Raw genomic sequence first — 20,760 nt, 5'->3', positions numbered from 1 at the left:
TATACTGTTATAGTCCAACATTTAGTCCCAATACAAAAGTGCGGGGCCTCGGATAGTCATATAGTGAAAATCCTTGATCAAATGTTCCCCCGCCATTGGAACTTTCAGGGTCATACCCCGGATATTTCGTGGATACAAAGAAGTTTTGTACCGAGGTGTACAACCGGAGACGATTCAGATGCAAGCGTTGTACCAGCTCAGGTTTGAAAACGTAGGACAGCATCAGGTTTCGACCTCTTATAAACGAGGCATCCTTCAATTTTCCTGAATCGTTGTTGGTGTCGTAACCGGCGGCAATCGGCCTAATTTGGGCCACATTGGTATTTTGATTGTCCGGTGTCCAGGCATTTAAGACGGTCTTAAAACTGTTGGCGATCGTTTGTCGGTCTTCGGCGGAGTGTTCGTCACGGTACATCACACTATTGCCATACTGAAACTGTAAGTCGACCAAAAGTTCAAGATTTCCATATCTAAAGGTATTGGAAAAAGTGCCGAAACCATCGGCAATACCTTTTCCGATGATGGCCCGATCTTCACTATTTATGGCGCCATCATCATTAAGGTCCCGATATTTAATATCCCCCGGCAACCTGTCGTAAATGGCAGCTTGCGCTGCTTCATCCGTATTCCAAGTGCCTTCGTCGATATATCCGAAGAACGTACTAACCGGTTCGCCGACGCGAATCAATGTTGATCCCAAGAAGATATCGGAACCCCCGGAGAGGGCGACGACTTCGTTTTTATTAATGGAAATATTAAAATTGGAATTCCAACCAAAAACTTCGTTGTCCACATTGATGGTGTTCAAGTTAATTTCAATGCCCTTGTTTTCCATGCTCCCCACGTTTCTATACACATTCGTAAAGCCACTGGTAGCAGGAACAGGTGCATCGAGAAGCATATCGGTGGTCAATTTTCTGTATACGTCGATTTCTAAGCCAATTCGATTGTTCAGGACACCCAATTCAAGACCTGCATCTACTTGTCCCGTTTTTTCCCATCTTAAATCAGGATTTGCCATACGTCCGGGGATGGTGTAGGAGGCGCGGTCACCGCTAAAAATTACCGTACCACTTTGTAATCCGGCAAGCGCTCTATACGCCTGGATTTCAGAATTGCCGGTCTCCCCGTAACTTGCTCTCAGTTTTAAATTGGAGATGGTTTCGTTCTGCGACAAAAAATCTTCTTCCGAGACCCGCCATGCCAACGCTGCCGATGGAAAGAAAGCAAATTGGTTTTCGGGACCGAATTTTGAAGATCCATCGGCCCTTCCCGTTAAGGTTAATAGATATTTATTTTTATAGCTATAATTTAAACGTCCAAAATAAGAATTGAGCCCATAGGCAACTCTACTTGAGCTTGGGGTCTGTGGGTTTGATCCTGCACCAAGGTTGTTAAAGCCATAAAAATCATCCGCAAAACCTCTGGTCTCGGCTCTTGACCTAAATTCATCTACATGCTGCCAAGAAAGACCTAAGAGCGCCGTTAACGAATTTTCACTATCAAAATCTTTGTTGTACGTCAAGTAGTTTTCGAACTGCCATGAGTTGAAACGAGAATTGTCAACATAGGCATTTCCGTCGGGTTGGGCGATGTACCTAAGGTCACGCCCACCGTAATAATCATTTCTTTGATTGATGATATTGGTTCCTATGGTAGTCCGTAATTGCAAGTTTTTATGAAGGGCGATATTGCTATAAAAATTACCCAAAACAGTTTGGGTCTTTAGAAAATATCTTCGGTCATTGGCCACGGCCACAGGACTGCCGCCACCCTCCATACCAGGGTAATCAATGTTAGAGCCAAAGGTTCCGTCATCATAGCGGACCGGAATTATAGGTAGTGCTTCGTATACCTGACGCATGGTAGTGATACCCCCGCCGCCCAGTTGGTCTATCTGTTTCTCGTTTTGATCGTTATAGCTCAAACTACCCCCAACCTTTAACCAATCATTGATATCCGTATCCAAGGTAAACCTGCCTGAATAGCGTTTTAACCATGATTCGACTATCAAGCCCTCTTCATCCCGGAAGCCCATAAACAGGCCATAATTACCTTTTTCGGTCCCTCCTGTAAATGAAATTTGGTGGTTTTGGCTGAAAGATGCCCTTATGGCCTCATCTTGCCAATCCGTATCATAAAGGGGGTTACCTGCAGCATCGAAAAGACGTGGGTCGGTTCTTTTTAAGGTAGGATCGGTATAGGCACCTCCCGCCCATCCCGCCGGATCAAATTTTTCCGCATTTGCGTAGGCAATTTCTTCAACTCTAAGAAACTCCTCGGAATTCAACAATGAGAGTTTCTTGGGCAAGGTGCCTAAGCTAAAATCTACATCGTAATTAACCCGACCAGCCCCTGTTGTAGTGCCTCTTTTGGTGCTGACCATGACAACCCCGTTTGCACCTCGTGCGCCATAAATAGCGGTAGCAGAGGCGTCTTTTAGCACCTCAATGGATTCAATGTCATTCGGATTCATATAATCGATGGGGGTACTGCCATTGGGTAGGCTAACCGCATTAAGTATTACCCCATCGACCACATAGAGTGGCGTATTGGCAATACTTACGGAAGTATTCCCCCGAATTCGCACCACGGTTCTACCCCCTGGTCGCCCCGATCCCGAGGTTACATTTACCCCAGCAATCTTACCGGCCATGGCTTGATTCATTGAGGCGGCGGGTCTTTCGGCCAATTCTTCGGCCTTGACCGATCCCACTGCACCGGTAAGGTCACTTTTCTTTTGGGTACCGTAACCGATTACGACCACTTCATCAAGCTTGGCAGCATCTTCCTGTAACGATATGGTAATGGATGTTTGTCCTGCAAGCGGGATCTCTTGGGTAGAAAACCCGACATAGGAGACCACGAGCACGGCATTTTCGTCCGTCACCTGTATTTCAAATTTGCCATCGAAATCGGACTGGGTTCCATTAGAAGTACCTTTTTCTATAATACTGGCCCCTGGCAAGGGCTGATTGTTACCGTCAAGAATTGTCCCCGTTATGGGCAAATCTTGAAAGTAGTTTTCGTTGTTTTCAACAGGGTTTGAATCTGTGGCGATTTCATTGCTGTAAATGGCATTTCCATAAGAAGAGTTATAGAAAACTAAAATTGCCAATTTCCAAAAATGCTTTTTGAGTAAAACAGAAATTTTCATGTAGCGTTGTGATTGGGGTTAGTATAGTGTTCAATTAAAATCTAAACCAAAGGTAAATTTGTACTTGTTGTAAATCCACCTCTAAAATTTCAAATAGTAATATTTTTTTGTCATTGCTTTTAGGAATTTCGTAATCCTGTACTGCTTATTTCCTCTGCTTATTAAAATATTTTCTAACAATCTCCGGTCAAAAAAGCTTGAATTTTCCGATTGGAGCCTAAAGCGATCTACCGGTTATTGCGTTTTTTCGGATTTATTCAAGGGGATGCTCCTTAAGAAGCTCCTCTGGCGAATAGAAACCCGTTTTATCCTTGATTTGATCTTGAACTTGCTTTACTTTTTCAGTGGAAATCGCCGAGGCCTTGTTCCCAAAACTATTTCTGACATAGGTAAGCACCGCAGCGGTTTCTTCGTCGTTCAACAGTTTGCCAAATGGGGTCATGGGTACCTGGCCCGGATATGTTTTTCCGTTCACTTCAATCGGTCCCATCACCCCGTTGGTCACTAGCTTGATAAGTCTATCTTCACTACCGGTTACCCATTTTGATCCCGCGAGCGGAGGGAAACCTGAAGCTTCCAAACCTTGCCCATCAGGTTGGTGGCACGTCGCACAATAGCCATCGCGATCATATACTTCTTCGCCGGCGAGCAAAAGTTCAAGATCTCTTCCTTTAAGATCGGTGTCTATGATTTCTTTGGGTGCTTCCCCGGCCCTGTGGCCATTTAAGTGCGCAATGGCCGATTCGTAGGGCTTTTTCATCCATTCGTCCAAGCCTTTTTTGCCTGCTTCGGTTATGATGGGTATGCCTACATATTTACCCAACCAAGAGGCAGAGACCAACGCCTCTAGACGTACGCGGGGATTGTCATCCTTGGCGGCTTGCATAAGCAGATCAGCTTGATCGGGAATTTGATGGCCTGCATAGCGAAGTACACCAACAGCGGCCGCACGGGCCCTAAAATCTTTGGCGCCCAAGACTTGTTTAAGTAAGCCTTCATCGACTTTATCCAAGCCCCAGGTTACCCACAATGCTTCCAATAGGTTATGTTCATATTTTGTGTCGTTCGTATCAAGGTCTGCAACCCAAGTCTTTAATTTTGACAACACCTCGGAAGCATCCCTGGCCCGTAACTCCCTTTTTGTTCGGTATCTGGTCCGGTATTCGGGAAGTTTCAAGTTGTCCAATAATTCCTCGATACTGGCATCCACTATTTTGGCCGGTTCTACCAAGGGTCTCGAAGGATAGGTAATGCGGTACACCCTGCCATGTACATGATCGCGAAGCGGGTCACGGGCGTTGTGCTGCATGTGGCCTATAAGTACGTTGCTCCAATCAATAAAATATAAGGAACCGTCCGGAGCGAACTCCATGTCGACGGGACGAAAATTCTTGTCGCTGGAAGTAATCAAATCCTCTTGATGTTTACTAAGATACCCCGCCGATTTAGGGTCGTCGACCATTGAGTGTTCTTTGATGCCCAGAAAACCGATGGTATTTGCAATGAGCATATTGCCTTGGGCCTTATCGGGAAAATGCCGGCTCGACACGAATTCGAGTCCGGAAGTCGGGCGAACCAGATGTTTTTTCTCAATAAGGTTCTCCGGTATCGGTGAGCTCACGCCGTAGCGCGGTAAAATGGTCCCGGGCATCATCCAGGTAGCGGAAGGTCCCGAGGTATGTTCGAAAAAGGGTTGGCCCCATGTATCGAACGCAATACCCCAAGGGTTCGGAATAGCCAGCTGGGCCGTGCGTTCCAGATAATGGCGCTGGGGACTGTAGCGGTAGAAACCACCGTTGGTGCCGCGAACCGGACCATAGGCAGTTTCGACGTTGGTATGCAGAAATGTACCTTCCCCCATATAAATGGCACCGGACGGGTCTGCGGTAAAGGCACTTATCGCATGGTGCGTATCATGATCATCGAAACCGCTCAACACAATTTCTTTGACATCGGCCTTATCATCGCCATCGGTATCCTTCAAGAGCACGAGATTGGTACCCTGCGATAGAAATACGCCTTCGGGTGCAAATTCGAAGCCAATGGTCAAATGGAGACTGTCCGCAAAAATGGTCTGCTTGTCCGCTTTGTTGTCCCCGTTGGTATCCTCAAGGATTAAAAGTTTATCGTTCGGCTTGCTATCGCCCGGTCTGTAATGTGGATAACTGGGCATTACGGCAACCCATAAGCGCCCTTTGTTGTCGAATGAAACCTGTACCGGATTGGCAAGATCGGGAAACTCTTCTTCGGAAGCAAAAAGTTCTACCTTATATCCGGGCGCGGCCTTGATCTGATTCAGTGCATCCTGTCCGTATAAATATTCAGGTGTGCCGTTTTTTTCACTTGGTTTATAATTGGTTTCTACGGCAGGAAGTTTTTTGGTCCGCGCATCACTTTTGGCCAAATCCATCTTTTTGCCCTGCAGGGCTTCCCAAATGGCAGTATCGCGAATCGCCGTCATTTGACGTATTTTTTCGATCTCATAGGGATAGTTATCCGGTCCGAAAGGGTCATAACGCCTCCCGTAGGCATGCACCCCGTTAGGTATTTTAAAATCGTTATGCCAGAACCAGTTCTTTTCGTTTACCGCTTTATGAACCAATTGACGGTTCTCTTCAGCTTCGCTGTCCTTTTCCCCAAAAATTCTATCGGCAAGTAACTTGGCAAACTTTTGGTAACCTTGGTCCGTCAATTGGAACCCATCTTGGGTCAGATCGGTACTTTCGGTTTTAAACCATTCTTGGGTAGGTTCAAAAGCATCGACAATAAGTACCCCTTCCTCTTCCGCAACTTCTTTCATTGCCTCTGTATAGAGGGCGAGGTTTTCATTTTCCTTTTTTCCATCGGGAAGGTCCATCTTTTCCGAAAGGTCCTCGAAGGCAATTGGGGATACCAGTGCCAATTGGGGAACCGTTGAGCCATTATATTTTTGGCTAAGGGTATGTTTGATAAAGCCCCGCAATTCTTCCTTGTAGTTATCCAGGCCATCAGGACCTTCAAAAGATTCGGAATATCCAAAAAATGCGATGATGATATCGGCTTTTAAACTGGTAATCCATTCATCCGGTGAGGGAAAATGACCTACGGGCCCAGATTGGTGATTGCCATCATCTTCAACAAAATGGATGGCTTCTCCCGACTCATGTTCGTATTTTTCCGCACCGGGAAATGCCCAAGGCGATTTTCGCGCTGCATGTGGCCTAAAACCGGGCGTGTTTCCCCCATCACACATATTTCGTATGTACAACGAATCGTTGGGGTAGCGCAGCTGCATTTCCGTTTCGAACTGCCCAAAGTTCATCATCCGCGACCCCAAATTATTTCCGACCAGAACGATATGGGATCCTTTTTCTACCGTTAAGGTATTATCCTCCTGCTTGTCACAGCTGTAGTTGACAAGTACTAAAAAAAGTAGTGGAAATATCCGTCCCAAAGCCGATGTTTTAAAGATGCCCATACTCATGGTTTATGATAATTTTTTATTTGGTAAAATTCTTCGATTTCTATAGGAATATATGCACGACACTATAAAGATGAGTAAGTGTATTTAACATATTTTTACGAAATTAGAATATATAATTGGGGGATAACACCTCTTTTTTACAAAATAGCGGTACTTTTTTAGCCTAAAAAGTGTCATAATCGAATTAAAGATGGATAAGTAGTTCCACCCATTAATGTAGTTCTTCCTTAGGTCAGTAGATTATAAAGAGAAAAAACCAATCAAATACGTTTAAAATTTTTCTTAACTTCGCGCTTCGTTTTATAATACCAGTCGGTTGGAATCGACAACCCTGTTGAAATTCAAAAACTGAATTTATCAGGTCGCAGATAAATGAACATAAAACGGAGTTAGCTGCAAAGCAACAAATACCATCAGGTGGCATAGCTCAGCTGGATAGAGCACCTGCCTTCTAAGCGGACGATTTGAAATAATGAAAAACACAACGGTGGCATAGCTCAGCTGGATAGAGCACCTGCCTTCTAAGCAGGCGGTCCTAGGTTCGAATCCTAGTGCCATCACAATAAAAAAGGGGGTTCCGAGAGGTTGCCCCTTTTTATTTTGTTTCAACGCACACCTCACGCACACTACAATTCTAATTAAATTTTGCTCTTATTATTAAGAGTATTTCCTCGAATAATTTGGAAAACGCACAGTTTACGCACACATTTTCAAATTTTAACTGTTAATCCTAAATTTTAACGTTATTTGGAGCCATTTGCTTTTCTAACCGTCTGCATTCTACCTTTTATTGGACTTTGAGTAGCATATCGAGAAGTAAAACTATACCTACAAGCCAAAATATTGTTTAACTAAAATCAAATGTTATGTATTTATCAAATTTACAACAGGATGAAATCTTCGTTCCATCAGAAATGAAGTCTTTGAGAAGTCTAACCCAGATGGATTCTAGAAGAGGGCTTGAAAACGCCATAATTTCAAATGGCAAAATCGTCAACGTAGTATCGAACAGCTACGGCCACGTACCGAATGAACTTTTCTTCAAAAAGGCCGAAGAAATGCTGACCGGTGCAGACCTAACTTATCATAAAAGAACGATTAACAGAAATGATAGGTCGTTCATTACCGACTTCATCATCGAAGATGAAAACCAGTTCTCGGTAAAGAATGATAAGGATCTGATTCTCCCGATGCTACGCTTTAAGAATTCGTATGACGGAAGCGAGAAAACTTCTGGACACTTTGGATTTTATAGAAAGATTTGTTCCAATGGATTGCACGTCGCCAATACGGAAGTGGAATTTTCAATCAAGCACAGCAAGAACAACACCGACCTGATAATGCCGAGATTGAACAATTTGTTCGATAAATTCTTGGACAACGACTTCTATACCATAGTCCAAAAGTTCGCTACCATGAAAAATGTTGAGATACTTGACACAAAGGCTTTTGTCAAAGAAATCCTAGAAAGAACAAAACTGTTCCGTTACGAATGCAGCGATAAGAACAGTGACCCTTCGAAGAAGTCCCGTGAGGTACTTAAAATATTGAACTGTGAAGCCTTGTTGCTCAATGAGAAACCTAATCTATGGTTAGGCTACAATGCCTTCAATGCGGTACTGCACGATGTTTTGAAAAAGAGTTTTTCACAACAGGAGCGTCTGGACAAGAAGCTGTTCGATGAAATCTATACAATGGCTTAACGTCAATAAAGGTTTATCCAGTACCTACTGAAACTGGATTTTTCTTCAGCCTAGAAAATAATATCACAATTTCAATACTCAAGTGTTGAGGAAATACTGCAAGAGCAACACCATTCAGCACATTCCCCTGCATTCCGCGAAAAGCTCCATTCCGGGCAAAGATCTTCACTATAAAATCTTGGACACAATCCCCAATTTTGACTTTCCATAACGCTACCCCTTCCCGCTGCGCCGGGAAGGAACGCTACATTCCCAAGCCAAAACCGTGAACCGAGTCCGCTTGAACTGAATTGCATCTTTGCGTTTAGTCCCGCTTCCGATGGTTCCGTACTTCACAAATGCCATTTAGACCGACTTCCCGAACCGCCACAAATACCCTTTTTTGACAGCAAAAAAACAACATCCGTTCTTGGACGGCGGCATAAACCGTTGCGCTGCGCTCCACTTTTTATACGCCTTACCAAGCCCGGATATTGTATCGCATCAAGCAACAAAAAAAGGTAACAGCGACGGCTCTATGGGAAGTAAATCTAAAACGAATCTTATGAAATCTTACGAAAACATCAAAAAGGAAGCGGGACTAAAGTTAAAAAAACAAAAAAGGGAAAACGCTCTGGATATAAAATGTAAATCACTCAAAAAAAACATAAACGTAAACTGTTCGAAGGGTTCGGGCAGCCTATTAATTAATCCTTAAATATTTTATTATGAGTACTATCAGAAATCATGTACAGTTGATCGGAAACGTTGGCCAAGAGCCAACCATTACTAATCTCGAAAGCGGTAAAAAAGTAGCCCGTTTTTCACTCGCCACCAATGAGTATTACAAGAATAAAAAAGGCGAAAAAGAGCAAAGTACGGAGTGGCATACCGTCGTAGCTTGGGGAAAGACTGCCGATATCATCGAAAACTATGTCGTAAAGGGCAAGGAAGTCGGTGTTACGGGGAAACTTAAAACCCGTAGCTACGAGGACAAGGACGGCGTAAAACGCTACGTTACCGAAATCGAAGCCAACGAAATTCTTTTGTTGGGAACTAAGAACGGCAATACTGCTGCCGAGTAAATTTAAAAGAAAGAGGGCGCACCTGTCGAAAGTTTCGCCCTCTTTTTCATCATTAACCTTTAAAAGTAAAACAATGAAAAACGAAGTTAACGAAATTAAGATAAGCTATTGCGAAAAATTGGGGTTTTTTGATTCGGAACCAGTCAACAGCTCGAATAAAGTAGCCGAACTCCTTTATCGAACATGGGATAAAAGCACGATAGGAATGCACGAAACCTTTAAGGTGATACTGTTCAATAATGGAAATAAGGTAAAGGGAATTTACCAAATGTCGACCGGTGGTCTAACAGCCGTTACGGTAGATTTGAGAATACTGTTCGCCGTCATTCTTAAAAGCCTATCGGTTGCTATAATATTGGCCCATAACCACCCATCGGGCACTATGAAGGCTAGTATAAGTGATCTGAAAGTTACCCGAAGGATTAAGAAAGCGGCCGAAATGTTCGACATAATCGTACTTGATCATCTCTTAATCATGCCGAACGGAGATTACTACAGTTTTGGCGATAACGGTATACTTTAGAAATTATGGAAAACATACTAAAAAAAGGAGATCTGGTTTCCTATTACGATGGGGGCTACACAGGTAGGATAATTAACGAGGATGGCGAAATGGATATTTGGGATTGGCATTTGTATTCTTCCGGAAGAATCTTGACAACATTCGAAAAGTATGCTTTAGTGCTTTTATATTCGGATATCGACGAGAACCCAAGACCCTATGAAAATATTGTTCTAGATGAAGTTTCCGTAATTTGGATTTCTACTAAACATTTGAGTAAGGAGCCTGAGAAAGAATAGAATCCGGATTTAGGTAAATGTTCGAAAGGTGGTTTTAGCTGTTATCGAACCCTTGAAATTTCAAGGGTTCTTTTTTTTATCCGTTTCAAAATTCAACTATCTGCAACAATCTTGAAACTTTGTTGTAGATAAATCGGTATTTGAACTTATTACTTCTTAAAAAATCCAGTTCGTTTTTTCGGTGAAGAAAACGCCATTACTTTTTCAGTAATGGTAGAAATTTTTGTCCCGCCGGGCGGGACGAAAAGAATAGCAAGAGGACAACACGCTGCGCGGTGTTGGGCATTCCTTTTCGTTTTCAAACCATTGAAAATTAGTTAGTTGGGTGTTTACAGTTCTTCGCAAAGAATGGAATTGTCAATGTTTTTCACGGAAAAACCGTCGCAGCCCAACAAAACCAGCAAATTTTTCACGAAAAAATGGATAGAGGATATGAAAAAGAACGGTTCGAGAGTGTCAGTATAAAGACTTCGGTCGTCAAGAAATTCAGACGGTACTGCCGTCAGCTATCAAAATCCCAATCGATGACCTTGCTATTGATGCTCGAATTTTTCGAGGACAACGGTATTTCGCCCAACGAGTCGATGGGGCCACACATGCAGACCTTGGAAAAACTGATCAAGAAACGGATAAACGGTGTTATTGCCATTTTAAAGGATATCGAAAAGAGCCAAACAAAACCCACAGTTGCGATGATGGAAACCTTGTTCAAAGAAGCCGAACCGAAAAAGAAACCTCTGATTTTGGAAAAGAAAAATGTAGAGAAAAAGCAACCGAAATATCGCGAACGAAATCAAATTGACTTATAAAAAATTTTAAAAATGTATATCACAATAACAGCACAAAAATTAGGCAAAAATTATGGTCAAAGTTCGGCAGATTTTGTACAGTATTTGGAAAAGGAAAACCAAGGTCTGGAACAAGAAAATATGGAACACTTTTTCAACCAATATGGTGATGAAATATCTGCTGAAGAAGTGGTCAGGGAAATCGATGGAAACACCGCAAAGCTCAAAAAGAAAGAACCCAAATTTTATTCGATTACCGTCAGCCCGTCAAAATATGAACTGGGAAAATTAGAGAACAGTAGCGAAGATTTGAAACGGTATACTCGTGAGCTGATGAAGGATTATGTGAAATGCTTTAACCGGGAAATCAACGGTAGGGCAATCACGGTAGATGATATAAAATACTTTGCTAAAATCGAACACCAAAGAACGTTTAAGGGGACGGACAGACAGGTACGGGAAAACCAACCCTACGCCACCAAGATACTTCAGTTCAAACACGACATCCGGAAAATAGAACGCGGCGAAGCAAACGGCAATATCGAAAGATTTAAACTGAAAATAGGTAAACTTGAACGTGAAGCACCCCACCAACAGAACGGGATCCGGATTGTGCAGGGAATGAAAAAAGCGGGCAACCAACGCCACATTCATGTTATTGTGAGCCGAAAGGACGCTTCGAATTCGGTTAGCCTTTCCCCAGGAAGTAAGTACAAATCTTCCGAAGTCGAGATGCACGGTAAAAAGGTGGGGCGTGGTTTTGACCGTGACCAATTTTTTGAGCGAGCGGAAAAGACGTTCGATAAAACCTTTGAATACAAACGCAATTTTGCCGAGACCTACAAAGCCCGAAAGGATTTCGTGAAAAATCCGAACCTCTATTTTGCCGCTCTTATGAAATTGCCTACCAATGAAAAGGCAATTGCATTCAAACTGATGCACAAAACGGGCATACCCATAATACCCAATATTCCGACAAGTCAGGCGCAATTGGCGTTACGGATTTTTAAAAGGTTAAGACAAGGTGTGGATGTGGCCATCAAATCAAGTTCCATAGGTATTTAATCTAAGGCTATGGAAATTAACAATCCTTATCACATTCTTTCTTTTATAGCTCTGGTCAGTATAGTCTTTTACTTGTTCTACCGAGTTACAAAGTATGCATTTGTTCTAAATCTATTATTCATTATCGCAATCTTAGTTTGGATTTATGATTCAGAGCAATTGGTTCATGGTTCACTTTATATGATTTGCCCACTACTGCTAATCAATACCGTACTGTATGTTTTTCTTCATAAACCAAATAACTCAGCCAATGCCGATGATAAATACCAAGTAAGTTTCAAGACCAGCAAGGGTAATTTCAAAATCGAGAACATTAAACGTGGCGCATCCGTCATCGGATCCGCCGGAAGTGGCAAAACCGAAAGTATCGTTTATGGATTTCTAAGACATTTCGAGAAACATGAGTTCTGTGGGGTCATTCACGACTACAAAGCTTTTGAGATTACTGAAATGGCATACCCTCTTTTTAAGGATTCTGATATACCCTTTAAAGTTATTTCGTTTGACAAAATCATACATCGGGTAAACCCCATCGCGCCACAATATTTGAAAAACGAGGAAAGTGTAAACGAGGTGTCTCGTGTATTGATCGAGAACCTTTTGGAACAACGGGAATCCGGCACGACCGGCACGACCAAATTTTTCAATGATGCCGCCGAAGGATTGATAGGTGCGTTGATTTGGAAATTGAAATCTTCCTATCCTCAATTCTGTACCCTGCCGCACCTAATCGCTGTTTATCAGCATCTGGACACAGAGAGCCTGATTGCCTTTTTGGAATCGAATACAACATCGAGGGCAATGGCAGATGCCTTTATCAGCGGTAAGGATTCGGAGCGACAGACGGCAGGGGTAAAAAGCACCTTGGCCAATGCGTTAAAGCGAATCAGTACCCAACGGATTTTTATGGCCCTGTCCGCGGACGAAGTGCCGTTGAACATCAACAATGCGGATAATCCTGCCGTGATTTCCGTAGTGAACAATCCTAAATACGATACCTCCTACTCGCCCGTAATCGCTACCATCATCCATACGATTACTAAGCAAATGAGTGTACGCAATTCAATCCCTTCTTTCCTGATGATGGAAGAAGCACCGACTTTACGACTATTGAATATGCACCGTATTCCAGCAACACTGCGCAGTTATAACATCGCCACTATTTATGTGATGCAGGACAAGATTCAGAACGATATGATGTATGGGGATAAGGCAAGCAAGGCAATTTTGAGCAATCTTTCCTACCAATTCTTCGGAAAGGTCAATGACCCGGACACAGCTAAATACTTCGAACGTTTTTTTGAAATTGTGAAAAAGGACACTACAAGCGTGAACCGTGGCTATAATCTTAATTTTGATACGCGCATCACAACCGGGGAACGGGAAATTCCTAAAGTTAGAGCGGACGTATTCTTTCGATTGAAGCAAGGGGAATTTATAACCTACGCTGATGGTACTGACAAAAAAGTGCAATTTAGATTACCCAAGATTCAAAGACAGCTTCCCGAGAAAGTAAAGGAATATTCAACGGCGGATCTAGAGGCTAACTTTGAAAGAATTTATGATGAAGCGCGGTCGATATTTGATTAATATACCGTACAATAAAACTGTTGAATTCTGGATAAGTTGTGATCTTAACCAAAAACTATTTAAAAATAGTGAATTCGCAAAAAGTTTGACTAATTTGAAATAAACATTAAGCCAATTAAAATTCGACATTTGAATTCTACTAGTACTTTTGTAGCCTTCCCTAACAATAGGCAATTTTAAAAAGGCACTTTCTCTTTGGGCCGTCTTGCCGTAACCTTCCAGTCGCCATCCTGCTTAACCAGTTTGAAAACGCCCGGTGTCTTATCATAGGAAGTTGAATATTTGACCCAAGCTACATCGCCTTCCATAGTTTCTTCGATGACCTTGAAATTGGAATCTGAATTTTCGCTTTTTGCGAACATCGCCATTAGATTCTTGAAATTGGCATAGCCTTCCGCTGTGGTGTGTTGCTTTAGGGCTGTTTCATCGCCTTTGTAGAAGCTCTCGGCAACGATTTTAGCGGTTTCGGCAGGAGCTGAGTCTACATTGCCTGCACAGGCAAAAAACAGCAGTACGAGTGAGTAAACGATTAAATTTTTCATAGCATTCTTAATTTGGATTATTGATATATTTATGCGAAACCTTCAATTCTACGTTTCGTTCACCGTTGCTCTCGTTAAGTTCCAAAATGACCCTTCGGTCATCGCTTATCGAGAATTTTGGCATCACGTAAACTAACCTTGCGGTCTCGTTTTCAGCTATTTTGGTCGGTCGGTTATGGATGAAGAGCGGTTCTTGATACAGCGTTTGCAGAGATTTCCTTTTTCCCTTCTGTCTGGTCTGGACAGAGAATTTCAGGAACTTCAAATCGTAATCCAAAGTGGATTTGTTTTCAATCTGGATAACGAAGTAGAGTTCATCTTTATCAAAAACAATATTTTGAATACTTAGAACGATACCTTCGTTTCGTTTCTTTATCCTACCGATTCTTTGGTTTCGGCCCAATAAGTATGAGCTGAATTTTTGATAGTAATACTTTCTATTTCCAATCTGCTCTACCGGTTCGATTATTCCGGTGGAATCAATAACCATAGGCTTTTCGTTACCTATGCTACTTGATTTCGGAACAAAATAGTTTAAATTTTTCAGCCGCTCCCTATACCTTACAATATACGAAAAAATCGAACCATTTCTGTTGATTACAAGTAGATTACTTTCCTTTCCGGGCTTGGCTTGCAACAATCCGAAATACTGTTCCTTTTCCCGATTATAGGTAAATATAAAATTATCTGACCCCGTTATCCCTTGCCGGATAGGTTCGGGAAAGAACAGCGCAACGTTCTTTTGGTCGTTGGCATAAATGGTATCGAGTACTTGGATTTGTTGCGCGTTCGCGAAAGCTGAAACCAGAACAAAGGCAGAAATAAATATATATCTTTTCATAAGAGTGAATTTTAAAATGCCCATTATGGGCTCATAATTTAGGCTTTAAAATAAGTTTGTAATTGTTGAGTACGGTAACTTTAGTGTTCCGGTTATTGCGGCGAAGGACTTTAGTTATACTTCCCACTTGAGGCACGCTGGGTATGTTGATATCCTGAATAATATCGTCCAGAACTTCGTTGGTGGCCTCTGCCCGAAAGCTGTTTTGAACATAGATTCCTTCACTACCGTCTTGAAGGTCGAAAGCTTTTAACCTTGTGGGATGATGCTCAATGTTCTCGATTTCGATAAGCGCACGGTTGGGCTGGAAACTGATGAAGCCGAATACGTCCGTATTTTTTGGAATCAACTTCCCATTGATAATGGCAGTTTCGGTCAACCGCATCCGTAAACGGGAATTGACCTTGACAATCTGGTCGCCATCGACCACAGCATAAATGACAGCATCGGTATTTCCTGAAATCGAAGCCTCGTTTTTAAGCGGCGCAGAGGCAAAGAACAACTGGTGTTCCAAACCCATTTCCTTGGCTTTGATTATTTGCTCGGCCTTGATTTCCACCGAATCGACTTTTTCGACAACCGATGCAAACACTTTTTTTGCACCTATATTGTCATATGTCTTATCCGAATATTTAATCCGTCCGGTTTCATAGATGCTATCCACAATGCGTTTTTTTTCCTTTTCTTCCAGATCGGGATCATAGAAGCCAAGGGAATCCATCAATTTTTCATCATAGATGCTCGGCGCATTGGTTTCCCGCACCTCATTTAAATCGTTAACTGCATCCAGTTTAGAGTCGTATTCTTTCTGTTCCTCGTTAAGTTCCGGTATTAGAGTCTGTTCGAGGTTATCATTTTCACTTTCATCATCGCCCATTATCATTACGGAATAGGCAATCAGGAATATGAGCACGGTGGCAAGCACTGCGGCAAATACTATTTTATTTTTTTCTATTTTCATAAGAGTGAGTTTTTAAATGCCCATCATGGACTTTCAACTTTCATCGTTTAGTTTTTTTAAGGTGTTCTCAAAATAATTCGTTATCAAAAGCCCATGGGGATTGTTGGGAAAGTTTCGGTCCACGGTAATTAGATTGCCTGTGGATACCAGTTCGTAAGTATCGATTATTGAACCACGGTTAATTTCAAAGACCGTAACCGTTCTGAAGGCATACTTTCCATTCTTTTCCTCGATTTGGGAATCGGTGCTCAACACTTTCTGCACCAAGGAATATTGCAGCAACCTGTTGTAAACCCCATCTGCCTTTTTCTGACGATATAGATTATCAACAGAACTATTGCCGAGCCAAAGCGCCTTTTCTAAATTCTTTTCATAATTGCTCGCATCGATATTGTAGAAGTAGGTATGGAACAGTTCAAGATGTGCCAAGGCCTCGACCGTGAAATTTTCCTTTTGGGCAATCAGTTTGAGCGGAATTATAGAACCATCGGTGTTTATTGCAAATGCGCTGTTCATCGCTTTGTTATTTATGCTAAATGCCATCCATACCGAAAAAAAACTTGAAAGTGTTGCACATATTATTACGGCAAGCACGATAAAGCGATTCATCTTTAGGACAGCGTATATATTCTTGTAAGGTGTTTTCATTCGATGGGATTTAATTGCTAAAAAGTCTTAGGGTAAAAGAAGTGGCACGTCTGTACAGCTTGAATTTTAGGAAAACGATAAAGCCTACCGACCCCAGCTGTACAACGGGTGCAAAAAAGCCCTGCCCGAACTCGGTTCCGAAAAGGTTCGTCCAGAAATTGGTATTGATTTCCGTATAAATGGCGTTGACAAATACGTTGACCAGAAAGAACGCTGGAACGAGCATATAGACCGCAGCGTACAATTTGAAAAAATTATAGGCAAGCGAACGGAACTTCTCAAATACGGCCAAGCTTATGACCAATGGGAAAAACGCCTGCATTATGCCCAAAAGAAAAAACCGCTCCGCAAGAAACAGCGGATAGATAAAGAGGTCAAGAATCCATAGGAATACGCTTATAACAAAAGCAAATATCTTGAAACCGTAGAGCGGCGTGACCAAGGCCTCATAGAGCAATGTCATCGCCATACTCGCAGCATCCAATAGACCTACTTCTTCTTCAAGAGGCAAGTCTTGCATTTGAAGTGGTAAAAGTGCGGGTGCCATGCCACGATATTGACCTTCGATAGCTACCAGAATGCCGTCAAAAAAACCTAATATTTGGGTCGAAAAAATGACCAAAAGCACTACGGCAAAGTTCTTGGCCAGTTCTCCAGGACTCAACCCCCAGGAATACCCATCTTTATCCGCGATGCCCTCATTGTACTTTTTGAGAATATTGACCAAGAAAAACAGCACGGCAAGTGTTTTCATTCCCGCAATGGTGTATTGCGAGAAGTCGCTATTCTGTATGGTCTGGAATACAGTATCAATGTATTCCAAGCCTATTCCCAAAATGATGGTACCAGTCATTATTAGTAATTTGTCTCACGATTATTGATCATATCCTGCATTTTCCTAAAGGATATAATATCCCGATACCGTTTGGTTCTTATCGTAATGTTGGAGACCATTTCTTTGGATTGCATTTCTTTTTCCTGTAACACTCTGGCACGGTCTGCATCGGACATTTTCAGATAGTCGCTGGACAGAATTTCGTCTATGAAGTCCATCGTTTCCAATGAATTTTCTACAATGGAATTAAAGGACTCCGATACACGGGCAACCTCGTCCGGTTTGATATATGGGGAATCAAGAATATCCCTTAAATCATTTTGCACCACATTAATGAGCCGTTTGTTGTTTCGACCTATTTCTTGCACGGCTTTTAACTGCTTGACTACATTATTCACCTTTTCGAGATTCTCCTTTTGGGTCTTTAGAAACTTGACCGTTTTAATAAGGTTTGCAGTTTGCTTGCCCGATTCAAATAGCTGTTTTATCAGGCTGATAAAATTAGTGTTGTCATATACCGGCACACCTTGGGCCTTGATGTTCAAGCTGAAAAAGAGTGCCATTGCGACAATTATAATTTTTGTTTTCATAGTATTTTAATTTAAGATGAATATTCCGTGATTGCTTTTTCCATATCCTGATGTTGCTCGTAGAGCTTCATTATTTCTTCGCTTTCCGATCCATCCGTGAGATAGGCCGCATAAACTTCTTTCGGAACTTCAAGGCGAAAAATGTTGCTTTCCTTCCCTATTTTAATGAATATTTCGGTGTACTTCCGTGGCCCCGAAAGATTGTTCTTGATAGATTTTAATTGATTCAGATCGTGGCTCGATAGGTTGAGCCGTTTGACCAGTTCGGCATATCCCTTTTCATTGTTCAGGCTATAGATGACCTGAGTGTTTTCCAATATGCTAGCGGATGTCGGATTGTTCGGAAGCTGATTGATGGACTGAAGAATGATGCCTATCGCGCCGTTCTGCTTTCTGATTGCTTGATAGTAGAACTCGACACTTTCCAGTACATTCTCAAATTTCAATTGTTTGGCAAATTCGTCGAAAAGGATGATGCCTTTTTCCTCGCGGTTCTTCCAAATCGTTCTTTGGATGGCCGACTTAATCAATTTGAGCATTACGGACAGGATTTCCTTATTGTCCTTTACTTCGTCCAGTTCAAAAACAATCAATCGTTTGTCCTCGATTTTATAGGTCTGGTCTTCGCTCACTTCAAATAGGAAGCTGTAAAGTCCATTGCCTACGTACTCCGACATGATGTGCAGGAAGTTCGTAATGTTGAAATAGTCCGAATGGATTTTCAATTTTTTCAAGAGGTCATTCCTGTTGTTTTCTATGAACTTGTAAAAGCCATCCAAGGAGTGGTTTTCGGGGATACTTTGATAATAGTATCGGAGTATCTTTTTGATTGAAACCGATTGTGCCTTGGTAACCTTTAAATCCGAAGCGATCAGTTCAAATAGAAAAACCGACAAATCCTCCAAACGTTCCGGTGTCAGGTCATCCTGGTTACTGATGTAAAAGGGATTGATATCCAAGTTTTTTCCGCTCTCATATCTGAGCACGGTATATTTTTCCGGATAGAGTTTGGCAAATTTGGTGTAGGAACCGCCCAGGTCGATGATGACAAGCCGTACACCGCTTTCGAAATATTGGCGCAGGATGTTATTGGCCAAAAAGGATTTACCCTCGCCGGTAGGGGCGAAGATGGCAAAGTTCCGTGCCTTGATACGTTTCTTCCTTTCGTCCCAGACATCTTTCAGAACCGGAATGTTGTGTTCACGGTCATTGAAGATGATTCCGGTGGCATCGGATTTATAGTTTGTGTTGTTGATGAACAGGCACAGGGCGTGTTTCAGATCGGTTACGTACAAATCGGCATTCGAGAAGTTCGATGAAAAGCAGCAATAGCTGTTCAGGATATAATTTTTGCGTTCCTCTCCCCTCGGATAGTATGGGATGATATCAAGTTCCTTAAACTCCGTCCTGATTTTGGAGCCAAGGCGACTTAGATTCTCCGGGTTCTTGTCCCAGAAGACAATATTCAAGTGGCCACGGATAATCCTGGCATTGTCATCGGCATTGATCTGGTCAAGTATATGTTGGATTTTTCCTAGTACCACCTTATTTTGCGAACCAAAATTGGAACTCTTGTTCAATTCCTCGATTTTCTTATCGAGTAGCTTTCGCCACTTCTGTTTATCGTCCAGATATAGAATTTGGTTGACGATGTGGTTTTCGTTTAAGGTCAGCCCGATTCCGTCGATAAAGCCCTGATGGAAAACAAAATCATCCGAAGTAAACCGTTCATTGGTCTTACTGCTTTGTACGCTTTCGCCGAAGCACAGTTCACTATTGACGGCCAACGCATCAAAATAGTTCTCGCCGATATTGACATGTGACTTTTCCAATAGAATATCGGTGTCGAAATCCTCATGGAATCCATTAAAATAGCTGCTGGTCAAGCTTTGGATTTCTTGCGCTTTGAGCGGAACAAATTCCATCTTTCTGCTGTTGTTGATAAAGGACACCGAATCACTGACCGAACCTATAAAGCTGTTTAAGTTATCGTCCAATTTCTGTACGATGTCCTTTGAAACCTTCCGAAAGGGATTGACGTATTTGGGGCTGTTCAACGCTTTGTTTCTGGTCAGGATAAAGAACAGCAAGCAGCGGTGTTCCATATACTCACGCCCTTTGAAATGGTCGTGGGTAGCCTTTGCCAGAAAAGTTTCATTGGGTAATTGTTCCGAAGAATAGGACTTTTTCAAATAGATATCCTGTTTATGAACCACACAGCCGACAGGCAAAGATTTTAATGCCTGAAACCAAGCCCCGTGTATTTCCTCAAAATCCTTTTCCGATAGGGAATAGATTTCGGGCAATATTCCTTCATAGCATAGCACTACATTGCCATTATTGGCAAATATGATATTGTCCTGAATATCCGTGATGGGTCGATATGCCGATAGGTCAATCTTCTTCATAGTCGAAGCCGGAATTTCTTTTGTTACTGATGATTTTTGGGAAAACTTTTGCCATCTGGAAAAGATGCGGATTGTTCGCCATTCGCGTCAAAGCGATAAACAGGGTTGAATTGAATACCAAGACCCCGATTATGATTCCGAAACTGAACGAAAAGATGATGACCAAGAGCGAAGCAATAATGGAAATCATCATTAATGCGAACAGCGAAATGGGCAGCCCGAAAATGACCGCCCGTTTTCTGATGTTTTTATAGACCTCGAATTTCTTCATACAGCTTGGTTAATAAAGCCCTCGATGAGGGTT

At 42.2% G+C, this 20,760-nt stretch carries 18 protein-coding genes and 1 tRNA gene; 9 read left to right on the top strand and 10 right to left on the bottom strand.

Annotated features, from left to right (window positions below; translation table 11 throughout):
• Positions 1–7: 7 nt before the first annotated feature.
• Both BLT07_RS04425 and BLT07_RS04420 read right to left on the bottom strand, forming a co-directional pair.
• Positions 8–3,157 (bottom strand): SusC/RagA family TonB-linked outer membrane protein, encoded by a 3,150-nt coding sequence (locus BLT07_RS04425; protein ID WP_091866172.1) that lies wholly within the window; start codon positions 3,155–3,157, stop codon positions 8–10.
• Positions 3,158–3,410: 253 nt separating this feature from the next.
• Positions 3,411–6,614 carry a PVC-type heme-binding CxxCH protein gene (locus BLT07_RS04420; protein WP_245726447.1) on the bottom strand — a complete coding sequence of 1,068 codons (3,204 nt, stop codon included), beginning with the start codon at positions 6,612–6,614 and terminating at the stop codon, positions 3,411–3,413.
• Between the two features lie 492 nt (positions 6,615–7,106).
• On the opposite strand from BLT07_RS04420, the gene BLT07_RS04415 reads away from it, so the two are divergent.
• The 9 genes from BLT07_RS04415 (at position 7,107) to BLT07_RS04375 (ending at position 13,631) form a co-directional block, all read left to right on the top strand.
• Positions 7,107–7,180 (top strand) — tRNA-Arg (locus tag BLT07_RS04415).
• A 306-nt stretch (positions 7,181–7,486) separates the two neighbouring features.
• Positions 7,487–8,323 carry a DUF932 domain-containing protein gene (locus BLT07_RS04410; protein WP_091866168.1) on the top strand — a complete coding sequence of 279 codons (837 nt, stop codon included), beginning with the start codon at positions 7,487–7,489 and terminating at the stop codon, positions 8,321–8,323.
• Positions 8,324–8,705: 382 nt separating this feature from the next.
• Positions 8,706–9,020, top strand: a complete 315-nt coding sequence (locus BLT07_RS21305; RefSeq protein ID WP_245726446.1) for a hypothetical protein — start codon at positions 8,706–8,708, stop codon at positions 9,018–9,020.
• Positions 9,021–9,030: 10 nt separating this feature from the next.
• On the top strand, positions 9,031–9,387 hold the full coding sequence (locus tag BLT07_RS04400; protein WP_091866166.1) for a single-stranded DNA-binding protein: 357 nt from the start codon (positions 9,031–9,033) through the stop codon (positions 9,385–9,387).
• Between the two features lie 73 nt (positions 9,388–9,460).
• Positions 9,461–9,910 carry a JAB domain-containing protein gene (locus BLT07_RS04395; RefSeq protein WP_091866164.1) on the top strand — a complete coding sequence of 150 codons (450 nt, stop codon included), beginning with the start codon at positions 9,461–9,463 and terminating at the stop codon, positions 9,908–9,910.
• Positions 9,911–9,915: 5 nt separating this feature from the next.
• Positions 9,916–10,188 (top strand): hypothetical protein, encoded by a 273-nt coding sequence (locus tag BLT07_RS04390; protein WP_091866162.1) that lies wholly within the window; start codon positions 9,916–9,918, stop codon positions 10,186–10,188.
• A 419-nt stretch (positions 10,189–10,607) separates the two neighbouring features.
• On the top strand, positions 10,608–10,997 hold the full coding sequence (locus BLT07_RS04385) for a BfmA/BtgA family mobilization protein (protein ID WP_091866160.1): 390 nt from the start codon (positions 10,608–10,610) through the stop codon (positions 10,995–10,997).
• Between the two features lie 12 nt (positions 10,998–11,009).
• Positions 11,010–12,041, top strand: a complete 1,032-nt coding sequence (mobB, locus tag BLT07_RS04380) for a MobB family relaxase (protein ID WP_091866158.1) — start codon at positions 11,010–11,012, stop codon at positions 12,039–12,041.
• A gap of 9 nt (positions 12,042–12,050) precedes the next feature.
• A complete protein-coding gene (locus BLT07_RS04375; RefSeq protein WP_091866156.1) occupies positions 12,051–13,631 on the top strand; it encodes a type IV secretory system conjugative DNA transfer family protein in 1,581 nt (526 codons plus the stop codon).
• Between the two features lie 176 nt (positions 13,632–13,807).
• On the opposite strand, the gene BLT07_RS04370 is transcribed toward BLT07_RS04375, so the two are convergent.
• The 8 genes from BLT07_RS04370 to BLT07_RS04335 are packed head-to-tail and all read right to left on the bottom strand — an operon-like array spanning position 13,808 to position 20,727.
• Entirely contained in the window at positions 13,808–14,173 is a 366-nt protein-coding gene (locus BLT07_RS04370) for a hypothetical protein (protein ID WP_091866154.1), read from the bottom strand.
• A gap of 7 nt (positions 14,174–14,180) precedes the next feature.
• A complete protein-coding gene (locus BLT07_RS04365) occupies positions 14,181–15,014 on the bottom strand; it encodes a DUF4138 domain-containing protein (protein ID WP_091866497.1) in 834 nt (277 codons plus the stop codon).
• Positions 15,015–15,045: 31 nt separating this feature from the next.
• Positions 15,046–15,975, bottom strand: a complete 930-nt coding sequence (traM, locus tag BLT07_RS04360; protein WP_091866152.1) for a conjugative transposon protein TraM — start codon at positions 15,973–15,975, stop codon at positions 15,046–15,048.
• A gap of 33 nt (positions 15,976–16,008) precedes the next feature.
• On the bottom strand, positions 16,009–16,623 hold the full coding sequence (locus tag BLT07_RS04355; RefSeq protein WP_091866150.1) for a conjugal transfer protein TraK: 615 nt from the start codon (positions 16,621–16,623) through the stop codon (positions 16,009–16,011).
• Positions 16,624–16,633: 10 nt separating this feature from the next.
• Complete coding sequence (locus BLT07_RS04350) at positions 16,634–17,476, bottom strand: hypothetical protein (RefSeq protein ID WP_091866148.1); 843 nt, start codon at positions 17,474–17,476, stop codon at positions 16,634–16,636.
• A 2-nt stretch (positions 17,477–17,478) separates the two neighbouring features.
• The gene (locus BLT07_RS04345) at positions 17,479–18,048 is read right to left on the bottom strand and encodes a conjugal transfer protein (RefSeq protein ID WP_091866146.1); all 570 of its coding nucleotides are present in this window, start codon (positions 18,046–18,048) and stop codon (positions 17,479–17,481) included.
• An 11-nt stretch (positions 18,049–18,059) separates the two neighbouring features.
• On the bottom strand, positions 18,060–20,456 hold the full coding sequence (locus BLT07_RS04340; RefSeq protein ID WP_091866144.1) for a TraG family conjugative transposon ATPase: 2,397 nt from the start codon (positions 20,454–20,456) through the stop codon (positions 18,060–18,062).
• Positions 20,443–20,727, bottom strand: coding sequence for a hypothetical protein (locus BLT07_RS04335; protein ID WP_091866142.1), 285 nt, complete (start codon positions 20,725–20,727; stop codon positions 20,443–20,445). Before BLT07_RS04335 ends, BLT07_RS04340 begins: the two co-directional genes overlap by 14 nt.
• Between the last annotated feature and the right edge of the window lie 33 nt (positions 20,728–20,760).

This window comes from Pricia antarctica (genome assembly GCF_900101815.1).
In the GTDB taxonomy this organism is placed as follows: domain Bacteria; phylum Bacteroidota; class Bacteroidia; order Flavobacteriales; family Flavobacteriaceae; genus Pricia; species Pricia antarctica.
Note: the sequence above shows the minus strand (reverse complement) of the source record. Positions and strands in the feature narration are given on the sequence as shown.